At 48.1% G+C, this 23,510-nt stretch carries 22 protein-coding genes and 1 other RNA gene; 10 read left to right on the top strand and 13 right to left on the bottom strand.

The window, feature by feature from the left end; genetic code table 11:
- Positions 1-38 precede the first annotated feature (38 nt).
- The 5 genes from gcvH to DN599_RS09740 all read right to left on the bottom strand — a co-directional run bounded on the left by gcvH (position 39) and on the right by DN599_RS09740 (position 5,154).
- Positions 39-428 (bottom strand): glycine cleavage system protein GcvH, encoded by a 390-nt coding sequence (gene gcvH / locus DN599_RS09760; protein WP_110457408.1) that lies wholly within the window; start codon positions 426-428, stop codon positions 39-41.
- A gap of 69 nt (positions 429-497) precedes the next feature.
- Positions 498-1,592, bottom strand: a complete 1,095-nt coding sequence (gcvT, locus tag DN599_RS09755; protein WP_110457407.1) for a glycine cleavage system aminomethyltransferase GcvT — start codon at positions 1,590-1,592, stop codon at positions 498-500.
- A 465-nt stretch (positions 1,593-2,057) separates the two neighbouring features.
- A complete protein-coding gene (locus DN599_RS09750) occupies positions 2,058-3,266 on the bottom strand; it encodes an FAD-dependent monooxygenase (protein WP_110457406.1) in 1,209 nt (402 codons plus the stop codon).
- A gap of 17 nt (positions 3,267-3,283) precedes the next feature.
- Positions 3,284-4,519, bottom strand: a complete 1,236-nt coding sequence (gene ubiH, locus DN599_RS09745) for a 2-octaprenyl-6-methoxyphenyl hydroxylase (protein WP_110457405.1) — start codon at positions 4,517-4,519, stop codon at positions 3,284-3,286.
- A gap of 62 nt (positions 4,520-4,581) precedes the next feature.
- Positions 4,582-5,154 (bottom strand): UPF0149 family protein, encoded by a 573-nt coding sequence (locus DN599_RS09740; RefSeq protein ID WP_110457404.1) that lies wholly within the window; start codon positions 5,152-5,154, stop codon positions 4,582-4,584.
- Positions 5,155-5,487: 333 nt separating this feature from the next.
- Between DN599_RS09740 and DN599_RS09735 the strand changes: the two genes are divergently transcribed.
- The 4 genes from DN599_RS09735 (at position 5,488) to DN599_RS09720 (ending at position 7,666) form a co-directional block, all read left to right on the top strand.
- The gene (locus DN599_RS09735) at positions 5,488-5,796 is read left to right on the top strand and encodes a cell division protein ZapA (RefSeq protein ID WP_110457403.1); all 309 of its coding nucleotides are present in this window, start codon (positions 5,488-5,490) and stop codon (positions 5,794-5,796) included.
- Between the two features lie 53 nt (positions 5,797-5,849).
- Positions 5,850-6,030: non-coding RNA, 6S RNA (gene ssrS / locus DN599_RS09730), on the top strand.
- Positions 6,031-6,504: 474 nt separating this feature from the next.
- A complete protein-coding gene (locus DN599_RS09725) occupies positions 6,505-7,125 on the top strand; it encodes a 5-formyltetrahydrofolate cyclo-ligase (RefSeq protein ID WP_110457402.1) in 621 nt (206 codons plus the stop codon).
- A 94-nt stretch (positions 7,126-7,219) separates the two neighbouring features.
- Complete coding sequence (locus DN599_RS09720) at positions 7,220-7,666, top strand: copper resistance protein NlpE (protein ID WP_110457401.1); 447 nt, start codon at positions 7,220-7,222, stop codon at positions 7,664-7,666.
- A gap of 175 nt (positions 7,667-7,841) precedes the next feature.
- Here the strand turns inward: DN599_RS09720 and DN599_RS09715 are convergent, their stop codons facing one another.
- Together DN599_RS09715 and ung are read right to left on the bottom strand one after the other, a co-directional pair.
- Positions 7,842-8,429 carry a cold-shock protein gene (locus DN599_RS09715; protein ID WP_162599188.1) on the bottom strand — a complete coding sequence of 196 codons (588 nt, stop codon included), beginning with the start codon at positions 8,427-8,429 and terminating at the stop codon, positions 7,842-7,844.
- Between the two features lie 394 nt (positions 8,430-8,823).
- Positions 8,824-9,492, bottom strand: a complete 669-nt coding sequence (gene ung / locus DN599_RS09710; RefSeq protein WP_110457399.1) for a uracil-DNA glycosylase — start codon at positions 9,490-9,492, stop codon at positions 8,824-8,826.
- Between the two features lie 136 nt (positions 9,493-9,628).
- Between ung and DN599_RS09705 the strand changes: the two genes are divergently transcribed.
- Positions 9,629-10,168, top strand: a complete 540-nt coding sequence (locus DN599_RS09705) for a prepilin-type N-terminal cleavage/methylation domain-containing protein (protein ID WP_110457398.1) — start codon at positions 9,629-9,631, stop codon at positions 10,166-10,168.
- A gap of 156 nt (positions 10,169-10,324) precedes the next feature.
- Positions 10,325-10,642, top strand: a complete 318-nt coding sequence (locus DN599_RS09700; protein ID WP_110457397.1) for a DUF3144 domain-containing protein — start codon at positions 10,325-10,327, stop codon at positions 10,640-10,642.
- A 194-nt stretch (positions 10,643-10,836) separates the two neighbouring features.
- On the opposite strand, the gene DN599_RS09695 is transcribed toward DN599_RS09700, so the two are convergent.
- A complete protein-coding gene (locus DN599_RS09695; protein ID WP_110457396.1) occupies positions 10,837-11,451 on the bottom strand; it encodes a LysE family translocator in 615 nt (204 codons plus the stop codon).
- A 217-nt stretch (positions 11,452-11,668) separates the two neighbouring features.
- On the opposite strand from DN599_RS09695, the gene DN599_RS09690 reads away from it, so the two are divergent.
- From DN599_RS09690 to DN599_RS09675, 4 genes are all read left to right on the top strand, one after another.
- The gene (locus tag DN599_RS09690; RefSeq protein ID WP_110457395.1) at positions 11,669-12,205 is read left to right on the top strand and encodes a thioredoxin family protein; all 537 of its coding nucleotides are present in this window, start codon (positions 11,669-11,671) and stop codon (positions 12,203-12,205) included.
- Between the two features lie 112 nt (positions 12,206-12,317).
- A complete protein-coding gene (locus DN599_RS09685; protein WP_110457394.1) occupies positions 12,318-13,769 on the top strand; it encodes a sigma-54 interaction domain-containing protein in 1,452 nt (483 codons plus the stop codon).
- A gap of 178 nt (positions 13,770-13,947) precedes the next feature.
- Entirely contained in the window at positions 13,948-15,402 is a 1,455-nt protein-coding gene (gene ccoG / locus DN599_RS09680) for a cytochrome c oxidase accessory protein CcoG (protein ID WP_110457393.1), read from the top strand.
- Between the two features lie 219 nt (positions 15,403-15,621).
- Positions 15,622-17,220 (top strand): AMP-binding protein, encoded by a 1,599-nt coding sequence (locus DN599_RS09675; RefSeq protein ID WP_110457392.1) that lies wholly within the window; start codon positions 15,622-15,624, stop codon positions 17,218-17,220.
- A gap of 92 nt (positions 17,221-17,312) precedes the next feature.
- Here the strand turns inward: DN599_RS09675 and DN599_RS09670 are convergent, their stop codons facing one another.
- From DN599_RS09670 to DN599_RS09650, 5 genes are all read right to left on the bottom strand, one after another.
- On the bottom strand, positions 17,313-17,834 hold the full coding sequence (locus DN599_RS09670; protein ID WP_110457391.1) for a lipocalin family protein: 522 nt from the start codon (positions 17,832-17,834) through the stop codon (positions 17,313-17,315).
- Positions 17,835-17,912: 78 nt separating this feature from the next.
- Positions 17,913-19,760 carry an ABC transporter transmembrane domain-containing protein gene (locus tag DN599_RS09665; RefSeq protein ID WP_110457537.1) on the bottom strand — a complete coding sequence of 616 codons (1,848 nt, stop codon included), beginning with the start codon at positions 19,758-19,760 and terminating at the stop codon, positions 17,913-17,915.
- A gap of 330 nt (positions 19,761-20,090) precedes the next feature.
- Complete coding sequence (hutZ, locus tag DN599_RS09660; protein ID WP_110457390.1) at positions 20,091-20,645, bottom strand: heme utilization protein HutZ; 555 nt, start codon at positions 20,643-20,645, stop codon at positions 20,091-20,093.
- 37 nt (positions 20,646-20,682) lie between these two features.
- Positions 20,683-21,249: a heme utilization cystosolic carrier protein HutX gene (hutX, locus tag DN599_RS09655; protein ID WP_110457536.1), complete on the bottom strand. Its 567-nt coding sequence runs from the start codon at positions 21,247-21,249 to the stop codon at positions 20,683-20,685.
- A 116-nt stretch (positions 21,250-21,365) separates the two neighbouring features.
- A complete protein-coding gene (locus DN599_RS09650; protein ID WP_110457389.1) occupies positions 21,366-23,408 on the bottom strand; it encodes a TonB-dependent hemoglobin/transferrin/lactoferrin family receptor in 2,043 nt (680 codons plus the stop codon).
- Positions 23,409-23,510 lie beyond the last annotated feature (102 nt).

Below are 23,510 nucleotides of genomic sequence, written 5' to 3'. Positions count from 1 at the left end.
CCATGTCGTTTAGGCATGGGGCTTTAGGGGCTCGACGCTTACTCTTCGTCGATAACTTCTTGATACCCTTCGGCATCAAGTAGGCTGTCAACTTCAGACTCGTCAGATGGCATCACGCGGAAGAACCAACCGTCGCCGTATGCGTCGCTGTTAACGAGCTCTGGAGAATCTTCTAATGATTCGTTGACGGCAATCACTTCGCCAGAAATTGGCGCGTAGATATCAGAGGCGGCTTTAACCGACTCGGCCACGGCGCAGTCTTCACCGGCGGTGACTGTGTCACCCACTTCTGGTAGCTCAACAAATACCATGTCACCTAGCAGCTCTTGGGCGTGCTCACTGATGCCGACAGTGTAAGAACCGTCTGCTTCTTTGCGGATCCATTCGTGTGAAGAAGCGTACTTTAGTTCAGCTGGAATATTGCTCATTATTTTTAATCCTTTTTCCGTAATACTCAATTTTGACTAATCAGACAATGTGTAAGTTAAGCTAAAAAATTAGAATACTTGTTTACCGTTACGCACAAAGCCAGGGGCTATGACTTTAACAGGCACGCGCTTTTTACGCATCTCTACTTCTGCGACATCGCCAACAGAATTGGGCAAGCGTGCCATGGCAATAGAATAGCCTAAGGTCGGAGAGAATGTACCGCTTGTGATAACCCCTTGCTGCTCTTCGCCGTTCGCATCGGTAAAGAACACGGCCATCCCCGGGCGAATCACCCCTTTGGCTTCCATCACTAGGCCCACTTGCTTATGGGTACCCGCCGCTTTGATGGCACTTAATGCTTCGCGGCCAATAAAGTCACGATCACTTGGCTCCCAGGCAATAGTCCATGCCATATTGGCTTCGAGCGGGTTAACGCTTTCGTCCATGTCTAGGCCATATAAGTTCATACCCGCTTCTAAACGCAGGGTATCACGCGCGCCTAAGCCACATGGCTTAACGCCGTTATCCAGTAGCGCTTGCCACAATGCACCCGCTTCCTCTTGTGGCACAATGATCTCGTAGCCCGCTTCACCTGTGTAACCTGTGGTAGCAATAAACAGTGACCCCGACTGCACCCCAAAGAAAGGTTTCATCCCCTCTACGGCGGCGTTTTGCTCGGCGGTAAACACGCTGGCAGCTTTCGCCTTGGCGTTAGGGCCTTGCACGGCAATCATCGCCAACTCTGGACGTTCGGTAATGGTGACATCAAAGCCCTTCACTTGCTCAGCAATCCAAGCGAGGTCTTTTTCACGGGTCGCAGAGTTAACCACAATACGGTAATGGGTGTCGTCGAGATAATAGGTAATGAGGTCGTCGATAAGGCCAGCATTGTGGTCTAGCATACCGCAGTAAAGCGCTTTACCCGGTACGGTGAGTTTGGCAACGTCGTTTGCCAACAGTTTACGCAGAAATTCACAGGCTTGAGTGCCAATTACGTCAACCACTGTCATATGAGAGACGTCAAACATACCTGCGTCTTGACGTACAGCATGGTGCTCTTCGATTTGAGAGCCGTAGTTAATCGGCATTTCCCAACCGTGGAAGTCGACCATCTTGGCATTAGATTCCAAGTGCTTGTTAAAGAGTACAGTTTTATTAGCCATTATTATCTCTTCTTTATGCCCTTTTCGGGTCTTACCTGACGGCGACAACATGGCTGAAATACATTGATAACTGGACTCACCGAGAGGCTCGGATAAGATCCCGTTTCCACCTGTGGTTTTAGCTATGCGACACCTAGGTGTGCTTTATTTATAGACACACCTGAACGTAGGGTACGTTGGGTCAGGATGTGATTGCAAAGATGAATTTTTGCATCAATTGCGTCGAATATGATGCATCGACTGTGTCGCCTGCTAAGACGGGTCAATGGTATCAAAATGCGGCGAAATTATACCTTGCGTCACAGTTTTGTATATAAGAGATTTTTCTAATCCGACCCCATTTAGCATTACTTTTCCTTATGCGTTAATTGTAGCTTTTTTACAGCATCAAAAAACAACACCACAAAAACACTATAAACCACTGTATTTAAATAAAAAGTAAATCTAATTTATTTTCAGCGATGCTTATTTACACAGGGCTGGCAGACGGTTTTTATTGCCCATCGCCTGTTGCATAAACAGTGTTTTCACAGGAGAAAAATTATCAACCAAATTAAGCCCCAAATCTCGCAGTGCTTGTTTCACTGGGTTCGCCCCATCGAAGAGGCGCTTAAAGCCTTCCATTGCGGCAATCATCTCCAGCGCATCGGCTTTACGCCAACGTTCAAGGGCGCGTAAATTGGCATAGTCGCCCAAATCTTTACCCGTACGCTTAAGCTCACTCAGGGTTTCGATAATGGCCGCAGCATCAAGAAACCCAAGGTTAACCCCCTGCCCCGCCAATGGATGTATGGTATGAGCCGCGTCGCCTGCCAGCAATAAGCGGTGGCGGGCAAAGTGGCGCGCATAACGCATGCGCAGTGGAAAAGCCTGTGGCTCGCTTTCGAGCTTGCACATGCCTAGCTTACCGTCGAAAGCCGCGGTAAGGCTGCGCTCAAACTGCACCGCATCGCCGTCGAGTAAGGCTTGTGCCTTTGTTGGCGGCACCGACCAGACGATAGAGCAGAGGTTAGCTTCAAACAGGGGTAAAAAGGCCAATGGGCCATCTTGTAAAAACACCTGCCGTGCAGTGTCATTGTGAGGCAATTCGGTGCGCACCGTAGCGACAATGGCGTGGTGGCCATAATCCCAAAAGGTCATCGGGATCTTGCACTGTTCGCGCACCCAAGAGTTGGCTCCATCGGCGCCTATCACGAGGGCCGCCGACAGGTTATCGCCATTGTCTAAGGTGAGCCATGCTTCGCGCTCGCCAAAGGCAATTTTGTCGAGGCGGCGGTTTTCAAGATGGGTTATCTCATCAAGCTCGGCCGCACGGCTAGCCAGTGCGTGGCTGATATTGTCATTTTCAATGATGCTGCCTAAGGTTTGCTCGCTGATACTGTGGGCGTCGAAACCAATTTTACCTAGGCCGTCTTTGTCCCACACCGCCATTTTTTGGTATGGCCCCATGCGCGCCTCATCGACATAGGCCCAAGCACCAAGGTGGGTAAGCAAACGTTGACTGGCCTTGTTAATCGCACTGACGCGCATACGCGCCTCGCCCGACACGGCTTGGGTTTCACCAGCATCGATAACCACCACCCGCAGCGACTCCATCGCTAAGCCGATGGCCGTGGCCAGTCCCACCATACCACCGCCAACAATGGCTACATCATAGGTTTGAGTGCTGAACATAGAGGTATCCTTTATCGCTACGAGGCTGAAGTTGTAGGGGATTTCCATCCCATGGCTTGGCGGGCAATGGGCGTTTTTAGCGGCGGACACCACGACAAGAGGCGCAGCCCTATATTACGTCCGGCCACCAGCGGCCAGTGTTGATTAGAGAAGCCGCGCACCAAAAACTCGACATTGTTAATGGTCGATGCCCTGTCTTGACTGCGCTGAGCTAAATAGTGATGGGTCAGCTTAGCGCCGCCAAGATCGTCTCCAGCTAATAGCGCGCCGCGCACCGCATCGATAACGCAGACTAAATCACGCAGCCCAAGGTTAAACCCTTGACCGGCAATAGGGTGTAAGGTTTGGGCGGCGTTACCAATAAATAGGGTGCGCTGATAGATAGGCCGCGGCATTGACGACAACTTAAGCGGATAAGCGTGGCGCTCTCCAACCTCGATAAATTGCCCTGATCGATAGCCAAAGGCCTGCTGCAAACTGGCTAAGAAGGTCGATTTAGAGCAGGTTAACATTTGCTGCGCCATGGCGGGCGACAATGCCCACACTAAAGACATGCGAGCCTGACCATCAACATTGGCCATAGGCAGCAAGGCTAATGGGCCTGAGTCGGTAAAGCGCTCATAAGCCCATTGCCCATGGGGCTTGTCGATGCCGATATTCGCCACCACCGCCACCTGCTCGAAATCCACTTGCTCAAGGGGCAAGGCAAAGTCACGTCTGACGACCGAGTTAAGCCCATCGGCAGCCACCACCAGCTTAGCGCTGAGTTCGCGACCATCATCAAGCAGCAAATAATTGGCGTCGATATCGGCGCGAATGCTGGCTAACTTAGCCGGGCAATACAGGCTAATCTGCTGTTTCTCTAAGAGTTCAAATAACGCGGCGCCTACACGCTCTAGCTCGACCACTTGCCCTAAGTAAGGCAGGTGAAAGTCGCTAGCATTGAGGGTGGTCATGCCGAAATGACCACGATCGGACACGTGAATGTTGCCGATTGGGGTGCCCAAATGCGCCAATTCAGGCCAGATGCCTAATCGGGTCAGCTCAAAAATAGAGCCTTGCGCTATGGCGATTGAGCGGGCGTCAAAACCGGGATGCAGACCACCGGGACGGCTGGCTTCAATCAAAGCGACCTTTAACGGACGCTTGAGCTCCTGCGCCAGTTTGGCTAGCCCTAAGGCTAACGTGGCACCGGCCATGGCGCCGCCAACAATGGCGATATCAAAATCAACTGTGGTCTGAGACGCGGTCATTCAGTTTCTCTATTTAGGCAGATACTTAGCGGCACCTGCCGTGACTTTTGCTGTTGGCAATCTTAATGAATTTTAGGGTCTTGATCTGTGATCTCACTCGGCTGTGGGCCAAATTCGGCGTAGCACAGCAGTGCCGCCATGCGCGAAAACTCCATCAGCTCTATGTAGGCCGCCTCAGACTCATCATCGTCGGCCACGTCAAATTCTACCAGGGCGATTTCGGCCAGATCATTGATCACCTCTTTGACATCTTTAGAGGCGCGATTGAGTTTAGGCTGCACAATCGCCAACCCCGTTAAGAAGCTTTGTACCCATAACGAGAGTGCTTCAACCCGCTTATTAAGCGGCTCCTCCTCTTCGGGAGCCATTGGCGTAAAGCCAAAGTCGGCATCGGTGATCCGCGCCACAGTATCTTGGTAGAGCTCTTCGAGCAGTTGAGTCAGCGATGGCGGCGGTAATTGGCCATCATTAATTAACTCTAATAGTGACTTTAACCATTCGCTTTTCGCTTGCCCCACTCCGCCACAAATAAGCCCCACTAGCGAACCATGAACTTCTACCGGATGTTGAGCAATTTCAGCGCCATTGAGCTCGGCTAATAGACTATCGATACTTAAAGAGGGAGGCGTTGCCATAACTAATTTCCAATCATATTTTATCTGTACACATGCTAGCAGAATTGACCACATCGACCAAGATTAAAAACGTGACCTAGATGCCACGCATTAAGCCCAACTGGCTTGCTTATTGATGGTGAAAAAAACGACATAATGGCTAAGGCCTATTGGCGAGATTTTCACCATAAACGACGCGATTTAGCACCATTTATCGCACAAGGCGCCTGTGATTGGTTATCTAAACAACATTTAATCTAACAAAGTGTTATTAGCACCCAAGTGTTATTGCACTTTAAGATACAGACCGATATAGTCCGCTCAACAACACGATAAAAGGATCTACATCAGCAAATGAGTAGCCATGCTATAGAGATTAGCTTATTAGGCCGGACCTACTCCATCGCTTGCCCTATAGGTCAAGAAGATGCTTTGCGTCATGTAGCGGCAAAACTGGAAAAACAGTTAAGCACCCTTCGTACCCGCACCAACAATTTGAGTCGGGAAGAGATTGCCATCATGGCCGCATTGAATATCGGCTATGAACTGTTAGAAGAACAGAAGAAAAATCAAGATTATATAAAGCAGATGGATGATAAAATTGGTCTGCTACAGTCGACCTTAGAAAGTGCGCTAGTTGAGCGCTCAACTAAAGAAGACTAAGCTAGTTGATGCATTAATTAGCTGATACTCACTGAGTATCGATACAACGTTTTTGCTCCCTGTGGTGTGCGTGAGTCGGTTATGTCCCTGTGCCGATATTTACAAACTCAGGGTGAATGTTTTAATGACATTGCGCAAGCTCGGCTCGAACCGAGAAGCCTTAGGAGTTAATCATTTACCCGCCTTGAACCTACGGTTCAAGGGCTACACCGGTAACGGCACCTTGGGGAGCAATTCAAATAATTAAGCCATCGCCTTAACCTGCGGTGGCTTTTTTACACCAGCAAGTTACCCACCTTGAAACGCTTATGGGTTCAAGGGCTACACAGGTAACAACGCCTTGGGGAGCAATTTAAATAATTAAGCCATCGCCTTAACCTGCGGTGGCTTTTTTACACCTGTTGCATCACAAACTAAGGCACTCAGCAAATTACCCATCTTGAAACGCTTATGGGTTCAAGGGCTACACAGGTAACAACGCCTTGGGGAGCAATTTAAATAATTAAGCCATCGCCTTAACCTGCGGTGGCTTTTTTACACCTGTTGCATCACAAACTAAGGCACTCAGCAAATTACCCATCTTGAAGCGCTTATGGTTTGAGAATACTTTATCCATTGAATCGATAGCCTGCCTGACGCTACACTGAGCGCTCAGCCTAACGGCCACACTTTACAGAGCAGCGGTTAACCAGACATTTTACAGGAAGTATGCCATTGAGACCCCTATTGTCATCCACTACACCTATGCTTATCTCACGCCAAACGCTGCGCGCTCAAGTGCGAGCAGCCCGTAAAGCCCTTTCCATTGAGCAGCAGAACCAGTTTGCCAACCAAGCGTGCCAACGAGCCATACAGTTGATCACCGAGCGCGGCGTAAAAAGGTTGGCACTGTATTTGGCAAATGATGGTGAACTCGATACCCAGCCCTTAATTGACGCCCTGTGGCAACGAGGGATTGAGGTGTATCTACCTAGATTGCATCCCTTTTCGCCAGGCAACCTTATCTTTCTCGCCTATCGAGTCGACTCCCCATTAATCAAAAACCGCCTCGGTATACTCGAACCCAAGCTGGCGATCACTCAGATGCGTCTGCCCCATCAACTGGATATGGTGATCACCCCATTAGTGGCCTTTGATGCCAATGGTAATCGTATGGGCATGGGCGGAGGGTACTATGACCGTACCCTTGCCTATTGGCCGCTCATGGGCAAACCATTACCTGTAGGTTATGCCCATGACTGCCAGCAAGTCAGCCACTTACCTTGTGAGCATTGGGACGTGCCCTTGCCTATGATTATTACCCCAACGCGCATAGTGAATGGTGCGTAACTAGCATTAAAGCAGAGAGCAAGCATCTCTTGAATTTGATAAATACCGAACAAATATAATGTATTACATCGTCATTGACCTTTAAGGAGTTTTTATGAAGCCACAGCTGATCTTATTCGGCGCGCTAACTCTCGCCGCTTGCAACCCAGAATCCCCCGCTCCGGCAGCACCTACAGCGTCAGAGATCACCAGCGAGTCTGCGGTATCCATCGGCGACAATAGCCAAAATGCCTTAGATTGGCCGGGAGAATACTCGGGCGTACTGCCTTGCGCCAGTTGTGGCGGGATAGAGACGCACTTAGTGCTCAATGCCGATCTTAGTTATCGTTTAACGCAGCGTTATCTAGGAGAGTCTGACGAGCCGATTATCGAGGAGGGTAACTTTACTTGGAACGAACGAGGCAGCGCGATTAGCCTAACTAACGATGCAACTCCTATGCAGTTTCAAGTCGGCGAGAACCAATTATTTATGCTAGATCAAGACGGCAAACGGATCACTGGAGCCTTAGCCGAGCATTACCGCCTAGCAAAAAACCAATAATAAGGTAAAGATGGCGAGCGCATACTATGATGGACACTGAATACGGGTGCTGAAGCGACAGAATGCAATTGTCACAACGTAAGGCGCTAAGGTATTACCTTTGCGCCTTTAATCTTAAATCAAACCTTAACCTATCGAATAAAAGGATGTAATCAAACCAATCGTTCACAGCAACTTACATCTTACACCAGAGTTTTTCACAGGGCATTTCACCAACCATTTTTTCAAAACCTGGGCAGTGCTGCACAAAATATTGTGCTTCTTGGCACGAGGTCATCTGTAAACATTGCTTACGGGTATCACAACTAAAATTGGCGTTGGGCAGTATTTGCTTGCCAATGTAGTGCTCAGAACCTGCCGGAAATAATCCTGCTGGCGGTTGAGTCCCGTCGGCACTAAGCTCGTAATTGATCATCAATAGATAAAGTAAACTGGCTAACACCAGCGCACATACCACCAGTCCAACCTTAAGCTGCCAACTTATGGTATCTATGCCAATCGAGTTAATAGGATTATCGAAAGGTGAGGTGAGTTTGATGGGATGACCTAAGTCTATCTCTCCCTTGATCACCTTGATGCCGCGAAGTCTATCTTTCCACTGGCGATAAACAACGGCCTGCCCTTCTTGAGGTGTATGCTCATAAGGTAGTAAATTAGCGCCGAGTATGCGCAGTTCATCTGACCCATCATCTGGGGCGATAAAACCCACTCTTTGTTCATTATTCCAACGAACAAGCGTTCCTCGCTTCGTCCTGATATCCATATTCACGCCCATCTAAGCCATCTTAGCTTATTAATAAAACCCTAGGGTTAAACTTATTGGCAGTGGTTAACTTGTCATTACGAGCAAATTAAGTCACTGGCCTATCGATTAATACCCAATGGTGAGTTTTAACAGGTTCATATAATAAGTGAATTAAAGTCGCTACAACATCACAGCCAATAGCGTAGCACAGGCTCCACTGTAACTCACTATTTCCAGCATCAACCATTGATTAACCGCAGTAATTTAACCCGATAATTCGCTACTTGAAATTGATTCAAACCCTCACCAAGCGTTAAACATCCTTTGCCTAACTCATGATGACAATACAGATAAATATAATGACCTATTAGCCTGACGGCAAGTAGGAATTATCTCTGTTGATGCCAATGCGTTAGACTTGCCAGTCGATAACGGGTTGCCCGTGTTGCAAAAGTAACTCATTGATTTTAGAGAAATGAGCACAACCGAAAAAACCACGATACGCCGATAACGGCGAAGGGTGTGGCCCCGTTAGCTTTTGGTGATGCCCTTGAGTGATCCACTTCGCTTTTTTAATCGCATGGGCTCCCCACAACACAAATATGATTGGTTGTGGCTGGGCATTAAGCAGTGCTAAGGCATTATCGGTAAAGGTTTCCCAGCCCGCTTTCGCATGAGAGTGCGCTTTACCCTGCTCAACCGTTAATACCGTATTTAACATCAATACGCCTTGGGCAGCCCACTGGCGTAAATCACCATGATTAGGCAGGCTAAATCCGGGAATGTCCGTCGCTAGCTCTTTGTAGATATTAACTAATGAAGGTGGCGTCTTAATGCCTGGCTTTACCGAAAAGCATAAACCGTGGGCTTGCCCTGCACCATGGTAAGGGTCCTGCCCAATCAACACCACGCTCACCTTGTTCAGTGGCGTTAAGTTAAAGGCATTAAATACCTCATCATCACTAGGATAAATGGCTTTACCCACAGCGCGCTCGGTCGCAACAAAATCTTGCAGCTGAATAAAATAGTCCAATTGTGACTGCTGCAGAATAAAGTCATCCCAGTTTGCGATATGATCCATACTCTTCTCTTTAAGTTAAAAAACGATTAAAATTAATTACTAATGTATCATTTGCCATAACGCCCTATAGCTGCAAACGTTTAAAGCGCTATGAATGGCCCGCCTGCAACTTTATTTTTATTAGGACGTATCCACCATGAAATCTCAAAAGCAACAGCCTGGTTTTACCTTAATTGAGCTCGTCGTGGTGATTATCGTGTTAGGGGTACTGGCGATCACCGCCCTACCTAAATTTTTAAATGTCTCTCAAGACGCTCAAATTGCCAGCGTAAAAGCCACAGGCGGTGCATTTAAAGCGGGAATTAACCTTGCTCATGCCGTTTGGGCCACCCGTGTAGGCTCAGGCCCAGCTGAAAACCTGCCCACTTTTGGAGAGGCTGAATCGGGCCAGATGGATTTTAATGCCGCGGGATGGCCTGCTCAACACTATTTCACCGATAACGAGTCCTCTCCCTCACTCGATAATGTCGAAGATTGTATTTCCGTATGGCAAACCCTTTACCAAGGCGATGAGCCTAGCGTGTCGAGCTTCGATAGCAGTGAGAAGACAGATTACAAAGCCAATTATATTGCCATTAATCAGTGCCGTTATGAGTTTAATAACAATAAAGACTTAAGCATCTATTACGACTCTCGCAATGGCCAAGTGGTCGTCGACAGCGATCCGAACAACTAATACACCTTAACTTGGAGGAATAGTGAAGAATTGAGACAAGCGATCAATCACGGCAATTTGCCAATTTGATCTCATAAAGCCACATTCAATGATTCACTGTTGGCTAATTTAAGTTAATATCCGCCTATTACATTCACTCAATCGTGAGCCAACAGCATGTCAGAACAGCAAAAAGAAACCACTATTTTTGAATTAGCCGATCAATTTATTGCCCTTGCTAACGAGCTTAGCGGCCAAGAGCAAGATGTCGGTAAAGTCGGCACGGCGCTGCGTTTTGCGGCCGCTCGTTTTAATGCATTTGAAGCATCAATCAAATCATCTAATTTAGCAGCTGAAAAAAACAATGCACTAGAGTGGTTTAGCAAAGAATACCGCGATATGTTAAATGACAATCTCGATGACCACATTAATACTCAGTCACCCGCCCAGAGCGAGCCTGTGAAAGATGAAGCGGTGCAAGTCTTTAAAGGCTAATCACCCGATGTAACCTTGTATGCCATCGCCTTGCTGCTAAGGTAAGCGGTGGCATAGTTAATCGGGTTAAGTTAACTCATGATTAAGTTTACGATTTCTCCGCCATAACCCCCACAACGATATCCCCCTAGCACTTTGCCCATTTCTCACTATTTATACAATGTGCGCTTGCAAAGCAAACGGTTTCAGGGAGCTTAAATCGTAACGAGTACCCTGATAGCCAATAAAATCAGCACGACACCAGAGAGCCTATCTATGGTGCGCGCATTCGCCCGTAATTTGGGTAACACTGACCGATGCGACAGCAGTAATGCAATTAAGGTATACCAGAGCCCATCGACCACCAATGGCGTTAACACGATTAAAGATTGCCCCCAGAGGTTATCGGCCGCTAACACAAATTGACTAAACAGCGCCAAAAAAAACAGCATAATCTTAGGGTTAAACAGTGAAATAGCCAGCCCGTCACGCGCGGCGGTAAGGGTGCTAGTGGCTTTGCCTGCCGAGAGCTTGTCCGACATCCCCCCCTTAGAACGCAACGCCTGCACGCCGATATAGGCTAAATAGAGCGCGCCTAAAATGGCAATGCCATTAAACACCAGCGGCGCTTGCTTAAGTAACACCCCAAGGCCAAGCAAAGTGACCAAGGCATACACCCCAATGCCAATAGAGTGCGCCCACGCGCAGACAATCCCCTTAGCACGGCCGCCACCTAAGGTATGCCGCACCACCATAGCTAAACTTGGCCCGGGCGACATGGCGCCCAAACAACAGATGGCCAGCAAACCTAGCCAAGCACTCACACTCATCCTGCTTCCTCTATTAAAGCTCGATTATTGATTTAATATCATTTGGTTAATTCGATAGCCCTGAGTAACACTTACCCGTTTATCTGCCTTGGCATCGCAAGCCGGCAGCTTACAAACATTCAGCCATAGGTGCAAAAGATCTGTGATGTACTGATTATTTCAATTCAGGCGTTGATGTTTGCTAGACTAGCCTCATCAATCACTTTCACTGGTTATCATGCACACCATCCTCACTATCAGCGCGCTCACACTAAGCTTGCTTATTGGCTTGATTATTTTTCTTAGCGTTAAAAAAGCACGCGGCACCCAGATCCCAACAGCGGTACTGCTATTACTGCTATGTTTTACCGCAATCAACGCCGCCGTGACCTATTTTATTTACCCACGCGAAGACATTAACGCCTATAAACAATTGATATGGCAACCCTTAGTCGCAAAAGAGATACCCGCGCTGGTTAAGCAGGGCAATGCGGTATTTGTCGATGTCAGCGCCGATTGGTGCATTATCTGCAAAGGCAATAAAGACCGCGTGTTGCATCGTGAGGCGGTGGTCAAGTTACTCAAGCGCGATAATATGGTATTGATGCTGGGCGACTTAACCCGAAGCGACCCCGTGATTGAGGCTTTTTTAGCTCAGCATAATGCCTATGGTATCCCCTTTACGATACTCTTTAGCCCTCAATATCCCCAAGGCATAGCGTTATCGCGCGTACTCGATTACCACGAGGTACTGAGCCTATTACGGGCGCATTGATACGGGGCGACTAATTAATGGTAAGATAACAGTCTTGCAAGATAAAAAGTCGCGATATCTCGTGAGCTGAAGTACACTGTTGTTCAAGTTGATTTCTGCTGCGAGTATCTTTATGTGTTCATCCTCTTTAGCGCCCACTAGCGAAGCTCATGTGGACTTTCTGCCCGAAAACAAATTATTGCTAAATGCCGTGGGCGAAGGGATCTACGGCTTTGATTTAGCAGGCAATGCGGTATTTATCAATCCTGCAGCCGAGCGCATGACCGGCTGGACAGCACAAGAGCTGCTGGGTAAAAATATTCACAACCACCATCATCACAGCCATGCCGATGGTAGCCATTATCCTCAAGAAGATTGTCCCATCTACAACACCATGCACGACGGTATTGCACGGGAGATCAGTCATGAACTGTTTTGGCGTAAAGATGGCAGCAGTTTTCCGGTACATTACACCACAACCCCAGTGTATAAGCAGCAACAGCTGATCGGTGTAGTCGCGATATTTCGCGACATTAGCATGCAGAAACAAACCGAAGACTCACTGCGCCAGGCATTAGAGCAGGTGCAGGCCTTATCGGAAAAGTTGGCCAGCGAAAACGATTACCTGCAAATGGAATTGGCTAGCCACACGGGCGATGTGAGTATCTCTGGTGAAAGCGAACCGATTTTACGCCTTATTCAACAAATTAAGCTGGTCGCCAATACCAATAGTACAGTGCTAATCAGCGGCGAAAATGGCACAGGTAAAGAGCTGGTCGCACGCAATATTCATAAACTCAGCGAACGCAGTGATAAGCCTCTGGTGAGCGTCAACTGCGCCGCATTTTCACCCACCTTGCTGGAAAGTGAACTGTTTGGCCATGAAAAAGGCGCGTTTACCGGGGCAACGACTCGGCGCAAGGGGCGATTCGAATTGGCTCACCAAGGCACCTTGTTTCTCGATGAGGTTGCCGAATTGTCCCTCGAGGCCCAATCTAAGCTGTTAAGAGTATTGCAAGAGCAAGAGTTTGAGCGGGTCGGCAGTAGCACGACCATTAAGGTGGATATTCGCCTAGTGACTGCGACCCACCACGACTTACTTAAACGTGTGCAGCAGGGGCTATTTCGGATGGATCTCTATTATCGCCTTAATGTGTTTCCGCTGCATGTGCCGCCATTGCGTGAGCGTTTACAGGATATCCCCACCTTAGTGAGCCATATCGTCGCCAACCTCAATAAAAAACTCGGCAAAAAAATTAAAGGGGTCAGTAATAAAGGCTTGAGCCACCTGATGGCCTACAGTTGGCCGGGGAATGTAAGGGAGCTGCAAAATGTGATAGAGCGCCAGAGTATTTTGTCTCAGGGACAGGTATTACAAATTCCCGCCCTGCAAGTCGATACCGCCAATGCGGTGTCGACACACGGACAAACCTTAGAGCAAGTGGAAGCCGCCCATATTCGCCGCACCCTACAACAGTTAGGTTGGCGTATTTCCGGGGCGCAGGGTGCCGCTCAAGTGCTGGGATTACCGGCCAGTACCCTACGCTCGCGTATGAAAAAGCTCAATATTCACCGACCAAGTTAAGGTTAACGCCTGCCTCTTTTTTCGCGATATATCGACAAAGCGCGATATATCGCGATCCCGGTCAATTTAACTCAAAAAAAATAACTTATTATCAATAGGTTAAATAATATGTAAATTGGTGCTGAACTTGCAAATACCGCGATACTTTTTCCAATATGTATAGCGCGGAACCTTAATCATGACACAAAGTGTGAACTCACGGTCCACCTCAACCCCGGCCAATTCGGCCACTTCGTCAAATGGCGAACCGATAGCGGTGACCTTTATCCCCAGCGAAAAGGGCAAGATCCATATCAAAGAGCAAAAAGGTGACTTTCAACGACTGCGAACCGGCCTCAACAGCCTGTTGATCTTATGTTTCTTCTTAGTGCCTTTCATTCGTTACCAAGGCCAGCAAGCTATTTTATTTGATGTAGAAAACCAGCAGTTTAATTTTTTTGGCACGACACTATGGCCACAAGATTTTACCCTAATGGCGTGGGTATTTATTATTGCCGCATTTTTACTGTTTTTTATTACCGTATTTTGGGGGCGGGTATGGTGTGGCTATTTTTGCCCGCAAACCAGTTGGAGCTTTATGTTTGTCTGGGTGGAAAAGCAGATAGAGGGCAACAGCAATAAACGTTACGCCTTAGATAAAGCCCCCTGGAGTCTCAATAAGCTCACCAAGCGGGTTAGCAAACACCTAATATGGGGCTTAATGGCACTGCTTACTGGCTGTGGATTTATCGCCTATTTCGTGCCCGCAAGCAGCTTATATCCACAAATTTTTACTCTCAATGGCAGTTTTTGGGTAACGGCCTGGGTATGGTTTTTTGCCCTGTGTACCTATATCAACGCCGGTTTTATGCGCGAATTGATGTGCTTACATTGTTGCCCCTACTCACGCTTTCAATCGGCCATGTTCGACAGTAATACCTTGACTGTGACCTATAATGCCCAACGTGGTGAGTCTCGCGGCCCCAGAAAACGCAAACAAACCACCCAACTTGGCGATTGTGTCGATTGCAATTTATGCGTCGATGTGTGCCCAACGGGAATCGATATTCGTAATGGCTTACAGTATGAATGCATTAACTGCGGTGCCTGTGTTGACGCCTGCAATCAAACCATGGATAAGTTCGGCTATGAGCGTAACTTGATAAGCTATAGCAGTGAAAATGAGCAAAAAGGCTTGCCCGTACAGCGCCTCAACTCTTGGCGGTTTATTGGTTATGGTACGGCAGTGGCGATTATGTTGAGCGTATTTGCCTTTGATCTGTATCAGCGCGACGCGATCCAACTCAATGTGATAAGAGACAGACAAAATCTGTATCGCATCGCCCCCGATAACCGTATCGAAAATAGCTATACACTCAAGATACGTAATAAAACTCAGCACTCACAACAATACTTAATTTATCTTGAAAGCAAACAAGGTCACTTTATCAATAAAGAGGTCGAGGTAGAAATTACCGTTCAACCCGGAGAACAGCTCAGTTACCCGTTGACTGTGTATCAACAACGCAGCAAAGATGCCCCAATCGATGGCGCATTACGTCAGCAGCCCATTACCTTTAAAGTGATGAATCTGGCCGATCCGCTCGACAGTGTGACTCAACAAAGCCAGTTTTTTACCCTGACTTCAGCGTAATCACTCCCCCAGACTTTATCGCGTCTGCCTGCAACAGTCGCGATAAAGGTCTGACCAGTACCGCATCCCCACTTAAGCGTAAAACACTATATATACATCAACTTAAAAAGTTTAAGTCTCAAAGTTCATCGGCTATTTTCGGTTGACCTTAGCGCGCTTTTAGCACAATCTAAACACCTGTTTAATTTTTAGCAAACTAATAACAATTAGAGGCTCGCTATGGCATATGATGTTGATACCCACGTCAACCTTACCCAGTACCAATCGTTAAGTGATCTGATTGAAAAATCGGCGCAGCGCTATAGCGATAACACCGCCTACGTCTGTTTAGGTAAGTCGAGTAGCTTTGCCGATATCGAACGTGACTCACGCTACTTTGCCGCCTACCTGCAACACCATACCTCGCTCAATGTTGGCGATCGTGTCGCTATTCAGCTGCCTAACATTACCCAATTTGTTATTGCTGCCTATGGGGCATTGCGTGCAGGTTTAGTGTTAGTCAATACCAATCCGCTATACACAGAGCGTGAACTCATTCATCAGTATAATGATTCGGGTGCTAAGGCCTTAGTCGTGCTGAGCGACCTACTACCTACACTGTCCAACGTCATCGCTAACACCGCCATTGAAACGGTTATCGCAACCCACGCATTAGATTTAATTGCCGAGCAGCCACAACCTGCCGCCCCCTTTGCCACCACCTCCTTTAATGATGTGTTGGCCCAAGGCAGTCAGCTTAGTTTCACCCCAGTGAAGACCACATTAAGCGACCTAGCCGCGCTGCAATACACTGGCGGCACGACTGGGCTTTCTAAAGGCGCCATGTTGAGCCACGGCAACCTTATCGCCAATGCGATGCAGGTTAAATCTCGCCTTGGCAGTAAACTCATTGCAGGCGAAGAGATATTTGTCGCACCGCTGCCTATCTATCATATCTACGCCTTTATGGTGAATCTGGTGGTCTATTTTGAGCGCGGTGGTTGCTCGGTGCTTATCCCAAACCCTAGAGATATTTCATCGTTAATCAAAACCTTGAGTGAACATTCTTTTACTGGATTTGCCGGGATCAACACCTTATTTGTCGGCCTTTGCCACCAGCCTGAGTTTAAAGCCCTCGATTTTAGCCACCTAAAAGTCACTATCTCCGGCGGCACGGCACTCACCCAAGCCGCCGCCGCGGCTTGGCAATCCACCACGGGCTGCACCATATCAGAAGGCTATGGCCTGTCAGAAACCTCACCGGTTGTCTCACTTAACGCACCAGGATTGGAGCAACTAGGCAGCATAGGTAAGCCGGTTATCGACACCCAAGTGAAGATCCTCGACCTCGATGATAACGAGGTGCCCTTGGGTGCCACTGGGGAGCTAGCGGTAAAAGGCCCACAAGTGATGAGCGGCTATTGGCAGATGCCAGCGGAAACCGCCAAGGTGATGACAAGTGACGGCTTCTTTAAGACGGGGGATATTGCTCTTGCGATTGACTTAGGAATGCACAAAATTGTCGACCGGAAAAAAGATATGATCATCGTCTCAGGCTTTAACGTTTACCCCAATGAGGTTGAAGAGGTGCTAAGCGCCCATGAAGCCGTACTCGAATGCGCCGTGATTGGCGTAGAGGATGCGCGCAGTGGTGAGGCGGTAAAGGCAGCAATTGTGCTAAGTACCCCAAGCGATGATATCACGGCAACCCAAGCGAGTATCCTTGCCCATTGCCGCGAACAACTGACGGCTTATAAAGTGCCTAAAATCGTTGAGTTTATGAGCGCGCTGCCAAAGTCCACCGTAGGGAAAATATTGCGCCGCGAGCTGCGTAAATAACCAAGGGCTGCGATTCATAAAAAGGGGGGGCTCATGGCCTCCCCAGCTTGCTTGTGTTCATTAGGCAGTGAAGCACAAATATTGTCATGCCATTATTGCTGCACCCAAATAATCTCATCGACCGCAAATCCCAGCTGCTTGGCCTGCGTCACAAACTGCTGTTTTAGCGCATCGCTCACCTTGGGTGTACGCGATAAAAACCATAAATAGTCGCGCTTATAGCTGGTGATAAAGGCATATTGATAATCGGTTTTATCCAGTTCATAAACCACATAAGCGCCGTAGAAGGGGCCAAAAAAGGAGACCTTAAGGTGGCCAATATCGGGGCTTTCGACAAAATAGGCTTTACCTTCGGCGTCATCCCAGCTTTGCTCCACCACTGAAAAACCACGATTAATCACTCGAACTCCACCATCGGCTTGCATACTGTAGGTGGCAGTGACTTGCGTTAAGCCGCGCTCAAAGCTGTGATCTAATCTGGCGACCTCATACCAGGTTCCTAAATAACGTGGCAGTTCAAACTGCTCAACAGGCTTAATACCACTGGGCACACTGGTGCAAGCAGATAGAAACAGCACACTGATTAACGTACTTAATAATAGATAAAATCGCATCGACTTAGCTCCGTCATGGGTTATCACACTCATATTCCATTCTTGCTCTACTATGTGCCTAATACGCTGACTTTACGATTAAGGTTCATCTGTTAATAATTGCAAACTGGCAAATTCACGATACAGCTCGCAGCTTTGCATCAACTCTGAATGGGTACCACTGGCAACCAACTCCCCTTTTTGCATCACTAAGATACGATCGGCATTAAGCACTGTGGCTAATCGATGGGCAATGATCAATGTGGTGCGCCCCTGCATTAAGGTATCTAATGCCAGCTTAACCTTATGTTCGCTAACGGCATCCAGCGCACTGGTGGCCTCATCGAGCAGTAAAATGGGCCGCTCGGCTAATATGGCACGCGCAATGGCGATACGCTGTTTTTGTCCGCCAGAGAGGCGCACGCCACGTTCCCCCAAATAGGTGTGATATCCCATAGGAAAATCGACAATAAACTCATTGGCATGAGCGGCGATACAGGCATCGATCACTTGCTGCTCGCTAGCGTCGGGGCGGCCATAGCGCACATTTTCTAACACACTGGTGGCAAAGATCACCGACTCTTGTGGCACCAGTGCAAACTGCTGCCTAAGGGTCTGCGGCAACAAATTAGCGATATCGATACCATCCAATAAGATACTGCCGCTGTTAAGGGGGTAAAAGCGCTGTAATAATTCAAATAAGGTGCTCTTGCCGGCACCACTTTCGCCCACCAGCGCCACCCGTTCACCGCTGTGGATCTGCAGGCTAAGGTTACGGATAGCCCATTGATTGCCGAGCTTTTCATCACCCTGCGCGCCGGCCTCATTATCGCCACTAGGATAGACAAAACAGACCCGGTTCAGTTGCAGTTCGCCGCGCACCTTAACCGGCATAGATTGTGGGTGCAGAGGCAGCGGGATGTCGATGGGGGCTTCAACCAACTCGATAAGGCGCTCGGTAGCCCCCGCCGCGCGCTGGATCTCACCAATCACCTCACTAATGGTTGCCACCGAGCCTGCCACCATCACCGCATAAAACATAAAGGCCGACAGTTCACCGGCGGTGATAACCCCTTGCATCACATCATGGGCGCCGACCCAAGTGACCAGCGCGATGGCTAAAATACTTAAAAACATCACCAGCGAAATTAATATCGAGCGATATTTTATCCGCCCCTTGGCAGCATCCATGACCGCTTCGACACGCTCATTAAATAGCTCGCGATCTCTGTTCTCATGACAATAGGCTTGCACCGTATGGATTTCGTGAAGAGTTTCATCTACATAGGCACCAAGATCGCCGACCCTGTCTTGGCTCTTGCGTGATAAATCGCGCACCTTACGACCAAAGAAAAAGATAGGTCCTAGCACCATAGGCACGGCAAGCAGCACTAAAGCGGTCATCTTCAGGCTAGTGATCGTCATCATCACTATGCCGCCAATCACGGTAACACTGGCCCTAAGGGCCATAGAGAGGCTCGAGCCCACCACAGATTGCAACAGGGTCGAGTCGGCGGTAAAACGCGAGATCACTTCACCGGTTCTGAGTTTGGCGTAAAAGCTCGGCGACAGCTTAAGCAGATGATCGTACACCTTAAGGCGAATATCGGCGCTGACTCGCTCGCCGAGCCAAGTCATTAGGTAAAAACGACAAAAAATCGCCGAACTACTGAGCGCGGTAATGCCAATCACCAAGAGGATGATCTCGTTGAGTCGCTCGCTGTTATCTTGCAAAAACCCTTCATCCACCATCAGGCGAACGCCTTGCCCTAATGACAGCCAGGCCAAGGAGCCAATAAACAAAAATACGATAGCGGCGATGACTCGAGCGCGATAAGGTTTTAAAAAGGCACCAATCCAGGGCAATACCGCCCGGCGATGGGCCGAGGAGCGACCTGATGAGTCCACCGGCGGAATACGATTTTCTCTCGATTCATCTACAGGCATTTGACTCGCTTCCTTAGACGCTAAGCGCACATCTTGACTCAAAGTAATGTCCTTAATCTATGATGGTTAAATGTCATTCCCCCTCAACTTAACCTTGGCTCGGTTTATTGATGAACAAGAGTGGCTTAACTGCAGGCAAAAAGTTGAGATAACCATTTATATTAATTATACGTTATCCTGCCATTGCAGCGTATTGCTCAGCGGAGAGTAACCCAGTAATCAATACGATAAAGATAGTAGCATGAACACAACAAAACCCGCTCGAGAGCGGGTCATGCTGCGTCACTAATCGCCTTGCGAAGGCTTAGCTAATTGGCGATTGAGAAAAACCTAACCGACCACTTCCGTTAGTGCGACTCCCGCATTAGGTTGACCGTGATGGCCATCGCGTTTCCAGTCAACATCCAATAGTTCAGCTCCCGAGAGGCTAAACGCCTGACCGAACCCTTTCACGTATAGTCCTTGGTGTGGCGTTAATTTATATAGATTAAAATCGTTAAGCTCAGCCAAATTGTCAATCATCTCACCGAAACGGGCAGACAGAGCAGCGACCCCTTTGCTAAAGCTGTCGCTACCCCTCGCCACAGATTCTGCCGTGGCATCGAAGGTTAGCCGTTTACGGGCAAAGACACTTTTGGCTTCGGCTTCATCCTCAAGTAACATCACAGATAATAACTTAGAGGCTTTAAGGTTAGTACCGTGGCGCGCTAGCTCACTGACCAAAATATAAAAACCATCGTCGGCTAACGCAAATGGAGCATAACTGGCGTTGGGCACTCCGTGTTGATCTTGCGTGGCTAATTGCAATGTTGAACGCTCGGCTTTGAAGGCTTCGATTTCGGGTAATAGTTTGTCACGCAGCCTTTGTTCTTTATCGATTGTCATCGGATATCTCTCTACTCGTTACTCACTAAATGGTTCACTACAGCTCAGCCACCATTCGCGAACTTTTTAAGGCTGTAAAACGCTCAAGCTGTGATGCGTTCAACACTCGCTGCTTATCCCGCCCCAAGTACACTTTAAAAATCACTTCACCTTGAGCCCCAAAAAAATTGATGGAGTGACTCTCACTGCCTCTAAACGGTTTACTCACCAGAGCTATTGCACTGATATTATTTAGTTTTAAATGACCATGCAATCCCTCACCTTTAGTGATGAGGTTATAGTAACCGTGGGCATATTTGCCACGTGGGAAGTGGCCTTTAAACTCAAAAATACTGCCCGATACCGCTATGATGGTGGTCATTGGCCCCCAGTCGGGCAGTGAAGCAAGCAACGCATCTTGTTGTGATAATGCCAATAACGTCACCTGCTCTGATGGTAACGTGGAGACCACATCAAACTCGCTGACATTGAGATCGGCTGCCACCTGACTCGGCATGGCGCTAGGGTTGTTTTGTAAATAGGTGCGAATAAGCGCGGTGGTTTTGATATCCCTGTCGCTTGGTGTGCTGGTGTTGTTAGTGCTCATATCGATAATCGCTGACATGCTCTGCTCTCCCCCATAAATCATAAAAACTCTCGAGTTGACTCAATAGCGAAGCGCCTCATTGAGTCAACTCGAGGATAAAGCATGAGATTAACGCTCACTCTTTATCGTGAACCTTAGAAGTTATAACGTGCCGACAACTTAACATTGCGCCCTTGGTCATACAGGGTTTGCCAGGCTTGGCGATATTCTTCATCGCCAATATTCTCAATGGCAAAATCCACTCTTAGCCCCTCTAAGTTGGCACGAGTTGGCTCCCATGCAAGGTATACATCCCATAACTTATATGCGTCATATTGATTGTTATTGTTGGCTGGAAGCTGATCTTGATCGGCAACATAAGTAAAGCGAGTGCCTAGTTTTATATCGCCTTGCATAATGGCTTGCGACAGATCGATAGCGAGCTCCTTAGCAGGAATGTTCGCTAAATAGTCGCCATTATCTTTATCCTTACCTTCTGTCTGTCCATAGTTTATGCTGACTCGAGCCTGCTTATAACGATAGCGTGTCGACAGTTCAAAACCCGTGAGTTTAGCGGCATCGACATTATTCCACGACGTGGTTTGCTCGAAACCGGGGATCCCCATCAGAGGGTTAGAAACGCTTTGCTCGATAAAGTCATCGACATCGTTTCTAAACACGTTGAAGGTGATGGCTAGCTCATCATCCCCTGCTAGCTGCGCAAAACGAAGATCGGCCTTGATCTCTTTATTCTTCGCTTCCTCAGCTTTTAGATCGGGGTTAATTTCGAAGGTGTTACATAAGCCATTGGGTAAGAAGTTACCTAAAGGCGGGATACAATAGTGGCTTCCCGTTGAAAACATCTCCTCAACACTTGGTGCACGAAATGCGTGGTCGTAGCGCATGCTGAGGGTTAACCAATCAGTGGTATTCCATACCACGCCTAAAGAGGGCGAAAACGCGCTATTATCGGCTGAGGTATTGAGGTTATTACTCTGATTGTTAAAGCTGTCATAACGCACTGCGGCATCGACAGCCCAGCGTTCATTGATAGCAACATCGACGCGGGTAAAGGCGCCCCATACGCTGGTTTCACCATCGATATTTTCGGGACGCTGCCCCTGTTGCCCGTTATCATCACGCACAGTTTTAATTGAATCTTTATAGCCATCAACACCATAAAGCAAGGTGGTATTGCCAAGCTGGGAACTATTATTGATACTAAAACCCAGCGTTTGATATTCGGTACTGTCGATCTGCTGCTTAGTCACCCTATCTTCATCGTAATCTGTGTCATTCCAATAAAGGGTGGCATTTAGGTCGAGTAAAGGGTTATCCGTTGGATTTAAGCTGTAATCTAATGTGACATTACTGTCTTGGGTTTTACGCTTAACTAAGGGAACAGAGTTCCCTACGGCAACAGCAGGATTACTCGGAACCCGCTCATCGATTTTCGACTGTCGAGCCGATAACTGTATACGTTGACCATCGCTTGGCTCCCAGCCCAATTTTGCTAAACCACTACCACCATCGGATGCGCTATTGGCTAAGATTTGATCGTTACCAATCTTAATATTGTTACTATCAAAAACGCTGCCATTGAATAACCAATCGACACGGCCTAGCTCCGCTAACTCACCTATGCCATAAAGCGCTCCACTGGTCTTAGTTCTATCACCATTAGTTTCATAACCCTGCTTAACATAACCCCCGAAGGTGTCACCTGTTGCTAAGAAGTCAGCCGCAGATTTAGTATTTTGTGCCACTACACCACCGATGGCACCGCTGCCCCACAAGCTACTCGAAGGGCCACGAAGTACTTCGACAGAATGGAGTAACTCGGGATCCATAAAATAGGTTCCACGATGCCCAGAGCTGGTGTTTTGTCTCGCACCATCAATAGTTTGCAGGACTCGCGGACCGCTTAGTCCACGTATTTCGACCCCTTGCGAGGACGCGCGCGGTCCATTGGTGACACTGATGTTGGCTTGATTTTTTAACGCTTGAGCGACAGAAGCAGGTTGCGACTCTTGTAGTTTTTGCTCATCAACCACGGCAACGCTTCGGCTAGTTTGTGACACTTTCTCGTTGACTCGGGTCGCGGTAACCACAACTTCGTCAAATTCGGTTACTTGCTGAGCATGAGCACTCGCTCCCATCACCATAGCTATGGCGATGACGACTGGCTTCTTCGTCATTATTCAATCCTTTAGGTAAGTATGAAACGCTTTTCTTCCAAGGCGTACGGTTTAACCAAGGCATGAGTTAGTGCCTCTGCTTGGTGATTTTAGGCACTCTAC

This window comes from Shewanella algidipiscicola (assembly GCF_900380485.1).
Taxonomy (GTDB): domain Bacteria; phylum Pseudomonadota; class Gammaproteobacteria; order Enterobacterales; family Shewanellaceae; genus Shewanella; species Shewanella algidipiscicola.
Note: the sequence above shows the minus strand (reverse complement) of the source record. Positions and strands in the feature narration are given on the sequence as shown.

Coding starts and splice junctions, on each gene's coding strand:
- DN599_RS09705 (WP_110457398.1), top strand. CDS start 9,629: ATGAAATCTCAAAAGCAACAGCCTGGTTTTACCTTAATTGAGCTCGTC.
- DN599_RS09720 (WP_110457401.1), top strand. CDS start 7,220: ATGAAGCCACAGCTGATCTTATTCGGCGCGCTAACTCTCGCCGCTTGC.
- DN599_RS09715 (WP_162599188.1), bottom strand. CDS start 8,429: ATGGATATCAGGACGAAGCGAGGAACGCTTGTTCGTTGGAATAATGAA.
- DN599_RS09740 (WP_110457404.1), bottom strand. CDS start 5,154: ATGGCAACGCCTCCCTCTTTAAGTATCGATAGTCTATTAGCCGAGCTC.
- ung (WP_110457399.1), bottom strand. CDS start 9,492: ATGGATCATATCGCAAACTGGGATGACTTTATTCTGCAGCAGTCACAA.
- DN599_RS09665 (WP_110457537.1), bottom strand. CDS start 19,760: ATGCCTGTAGATGAATCGAGAGAAAATCGTATTCCGCCGGTGGACTCA.
- DN599_RS09750 (WP_110457406.1), bottom strand. CDS start 3,266: ATGTTCAGCACTCAAACCTATGATGTAGCCATTGTTGGCGGTGGTATG.
- gcvH (WP_110457408.1), bottom strand. CDS start 428: ATGAGCAATATTCCAGCTGAACTAAAGTACGCTTCTTCACACGAATGG.
- DN599_RS09735 (WP_110457403.1), top strand. CDS start 5,488: ATGAGTAGCCATGCTATAGAGATTAGCTTATTAGGCCGGACCTACTCC.
- ubiH (WP_110457405.1), bottom strand. CDS start 4,519: ATGACCGCGTCTCAGACCACAGTTGATTTTGATATCGCCATTGTTGGC.
- gcvT (WP_110457407.1), bottom strand. CDS start 1,592: ATGGCTAATAAAACTGTACTCTTTAACAAGCACTTGGAATCTAATGCC.
- DN599_RS09675 (WP_110457392.1), top strand. CDS start 15,622: ATGGCATATGATGTTGATACCCACGTCAACCTTACCCAGTACCAATCG.
- DN599_RS09690 (WP_110457395.1), top strand. CDS start 11,669: ATGCACACCATCCTCACTATCAGCGCGCTCACACTAAGCTTGCTTATT.
- DN599_RS09670 (WP_110457391.1), bottom strand. CDS start 17,834: ATGCGATTTTATCTATTATTAAGTACGTTAATCAGTGTGCTGTTTCTA.
- hutX (WP_110457536.1), bottom strand. CDS start 21,249: ATGTCAGCGATTATCGATATGAGCACTAACAACACCAGCACACCAAGC.
- ccoG (WP_110457393.1), top strand. CDS start 13,948: ATGACACAAAGTGTGAACTCACGGTCCACCTCAACCCCGGCCAATTCG.
- hutZ (WP_110457390.1), bottom strand. CDS start 20,645: ATGACAATCGATAAAGAACAAAGGCTGCGTGACAAACTATTACCCGAA.
- DN599_RS09650 (WP_110457389.1), bottom strand. CDS start 23,408: ATGACGAAGAAGCCAGTCGTCATCGCCATAGCTATGGTGATGGGAGCG.
- DN599_RS09685 (WP_110457394.1), top strand. CDS start 12,318: ATGTGTTCATCCTCTTTAGCGCCCACTAGCGAAGCTCATGTGGACTTT.
- DN599_RS09695 (WP_110457396.1), bottom strand. CDS start 11,451: ATGAGTGTGAGTGCTTGGCTAGGTTTGCTGGCCATCTGTTGTTTGGGC.
- DN599_RS09725 (WP_110457402.1), top strand. CDS start 6,505: ATGCCATTGAGACCCCTATTGTCATCCACTACACCTATGCTTATCTCA.
- DN599_RS09700 (WP_110457397.1), top strand. CDS start 10,325: ATGTCAGAACAGCAAAAAGAAACCACTATTTTTGAATTAGCCGATCAA.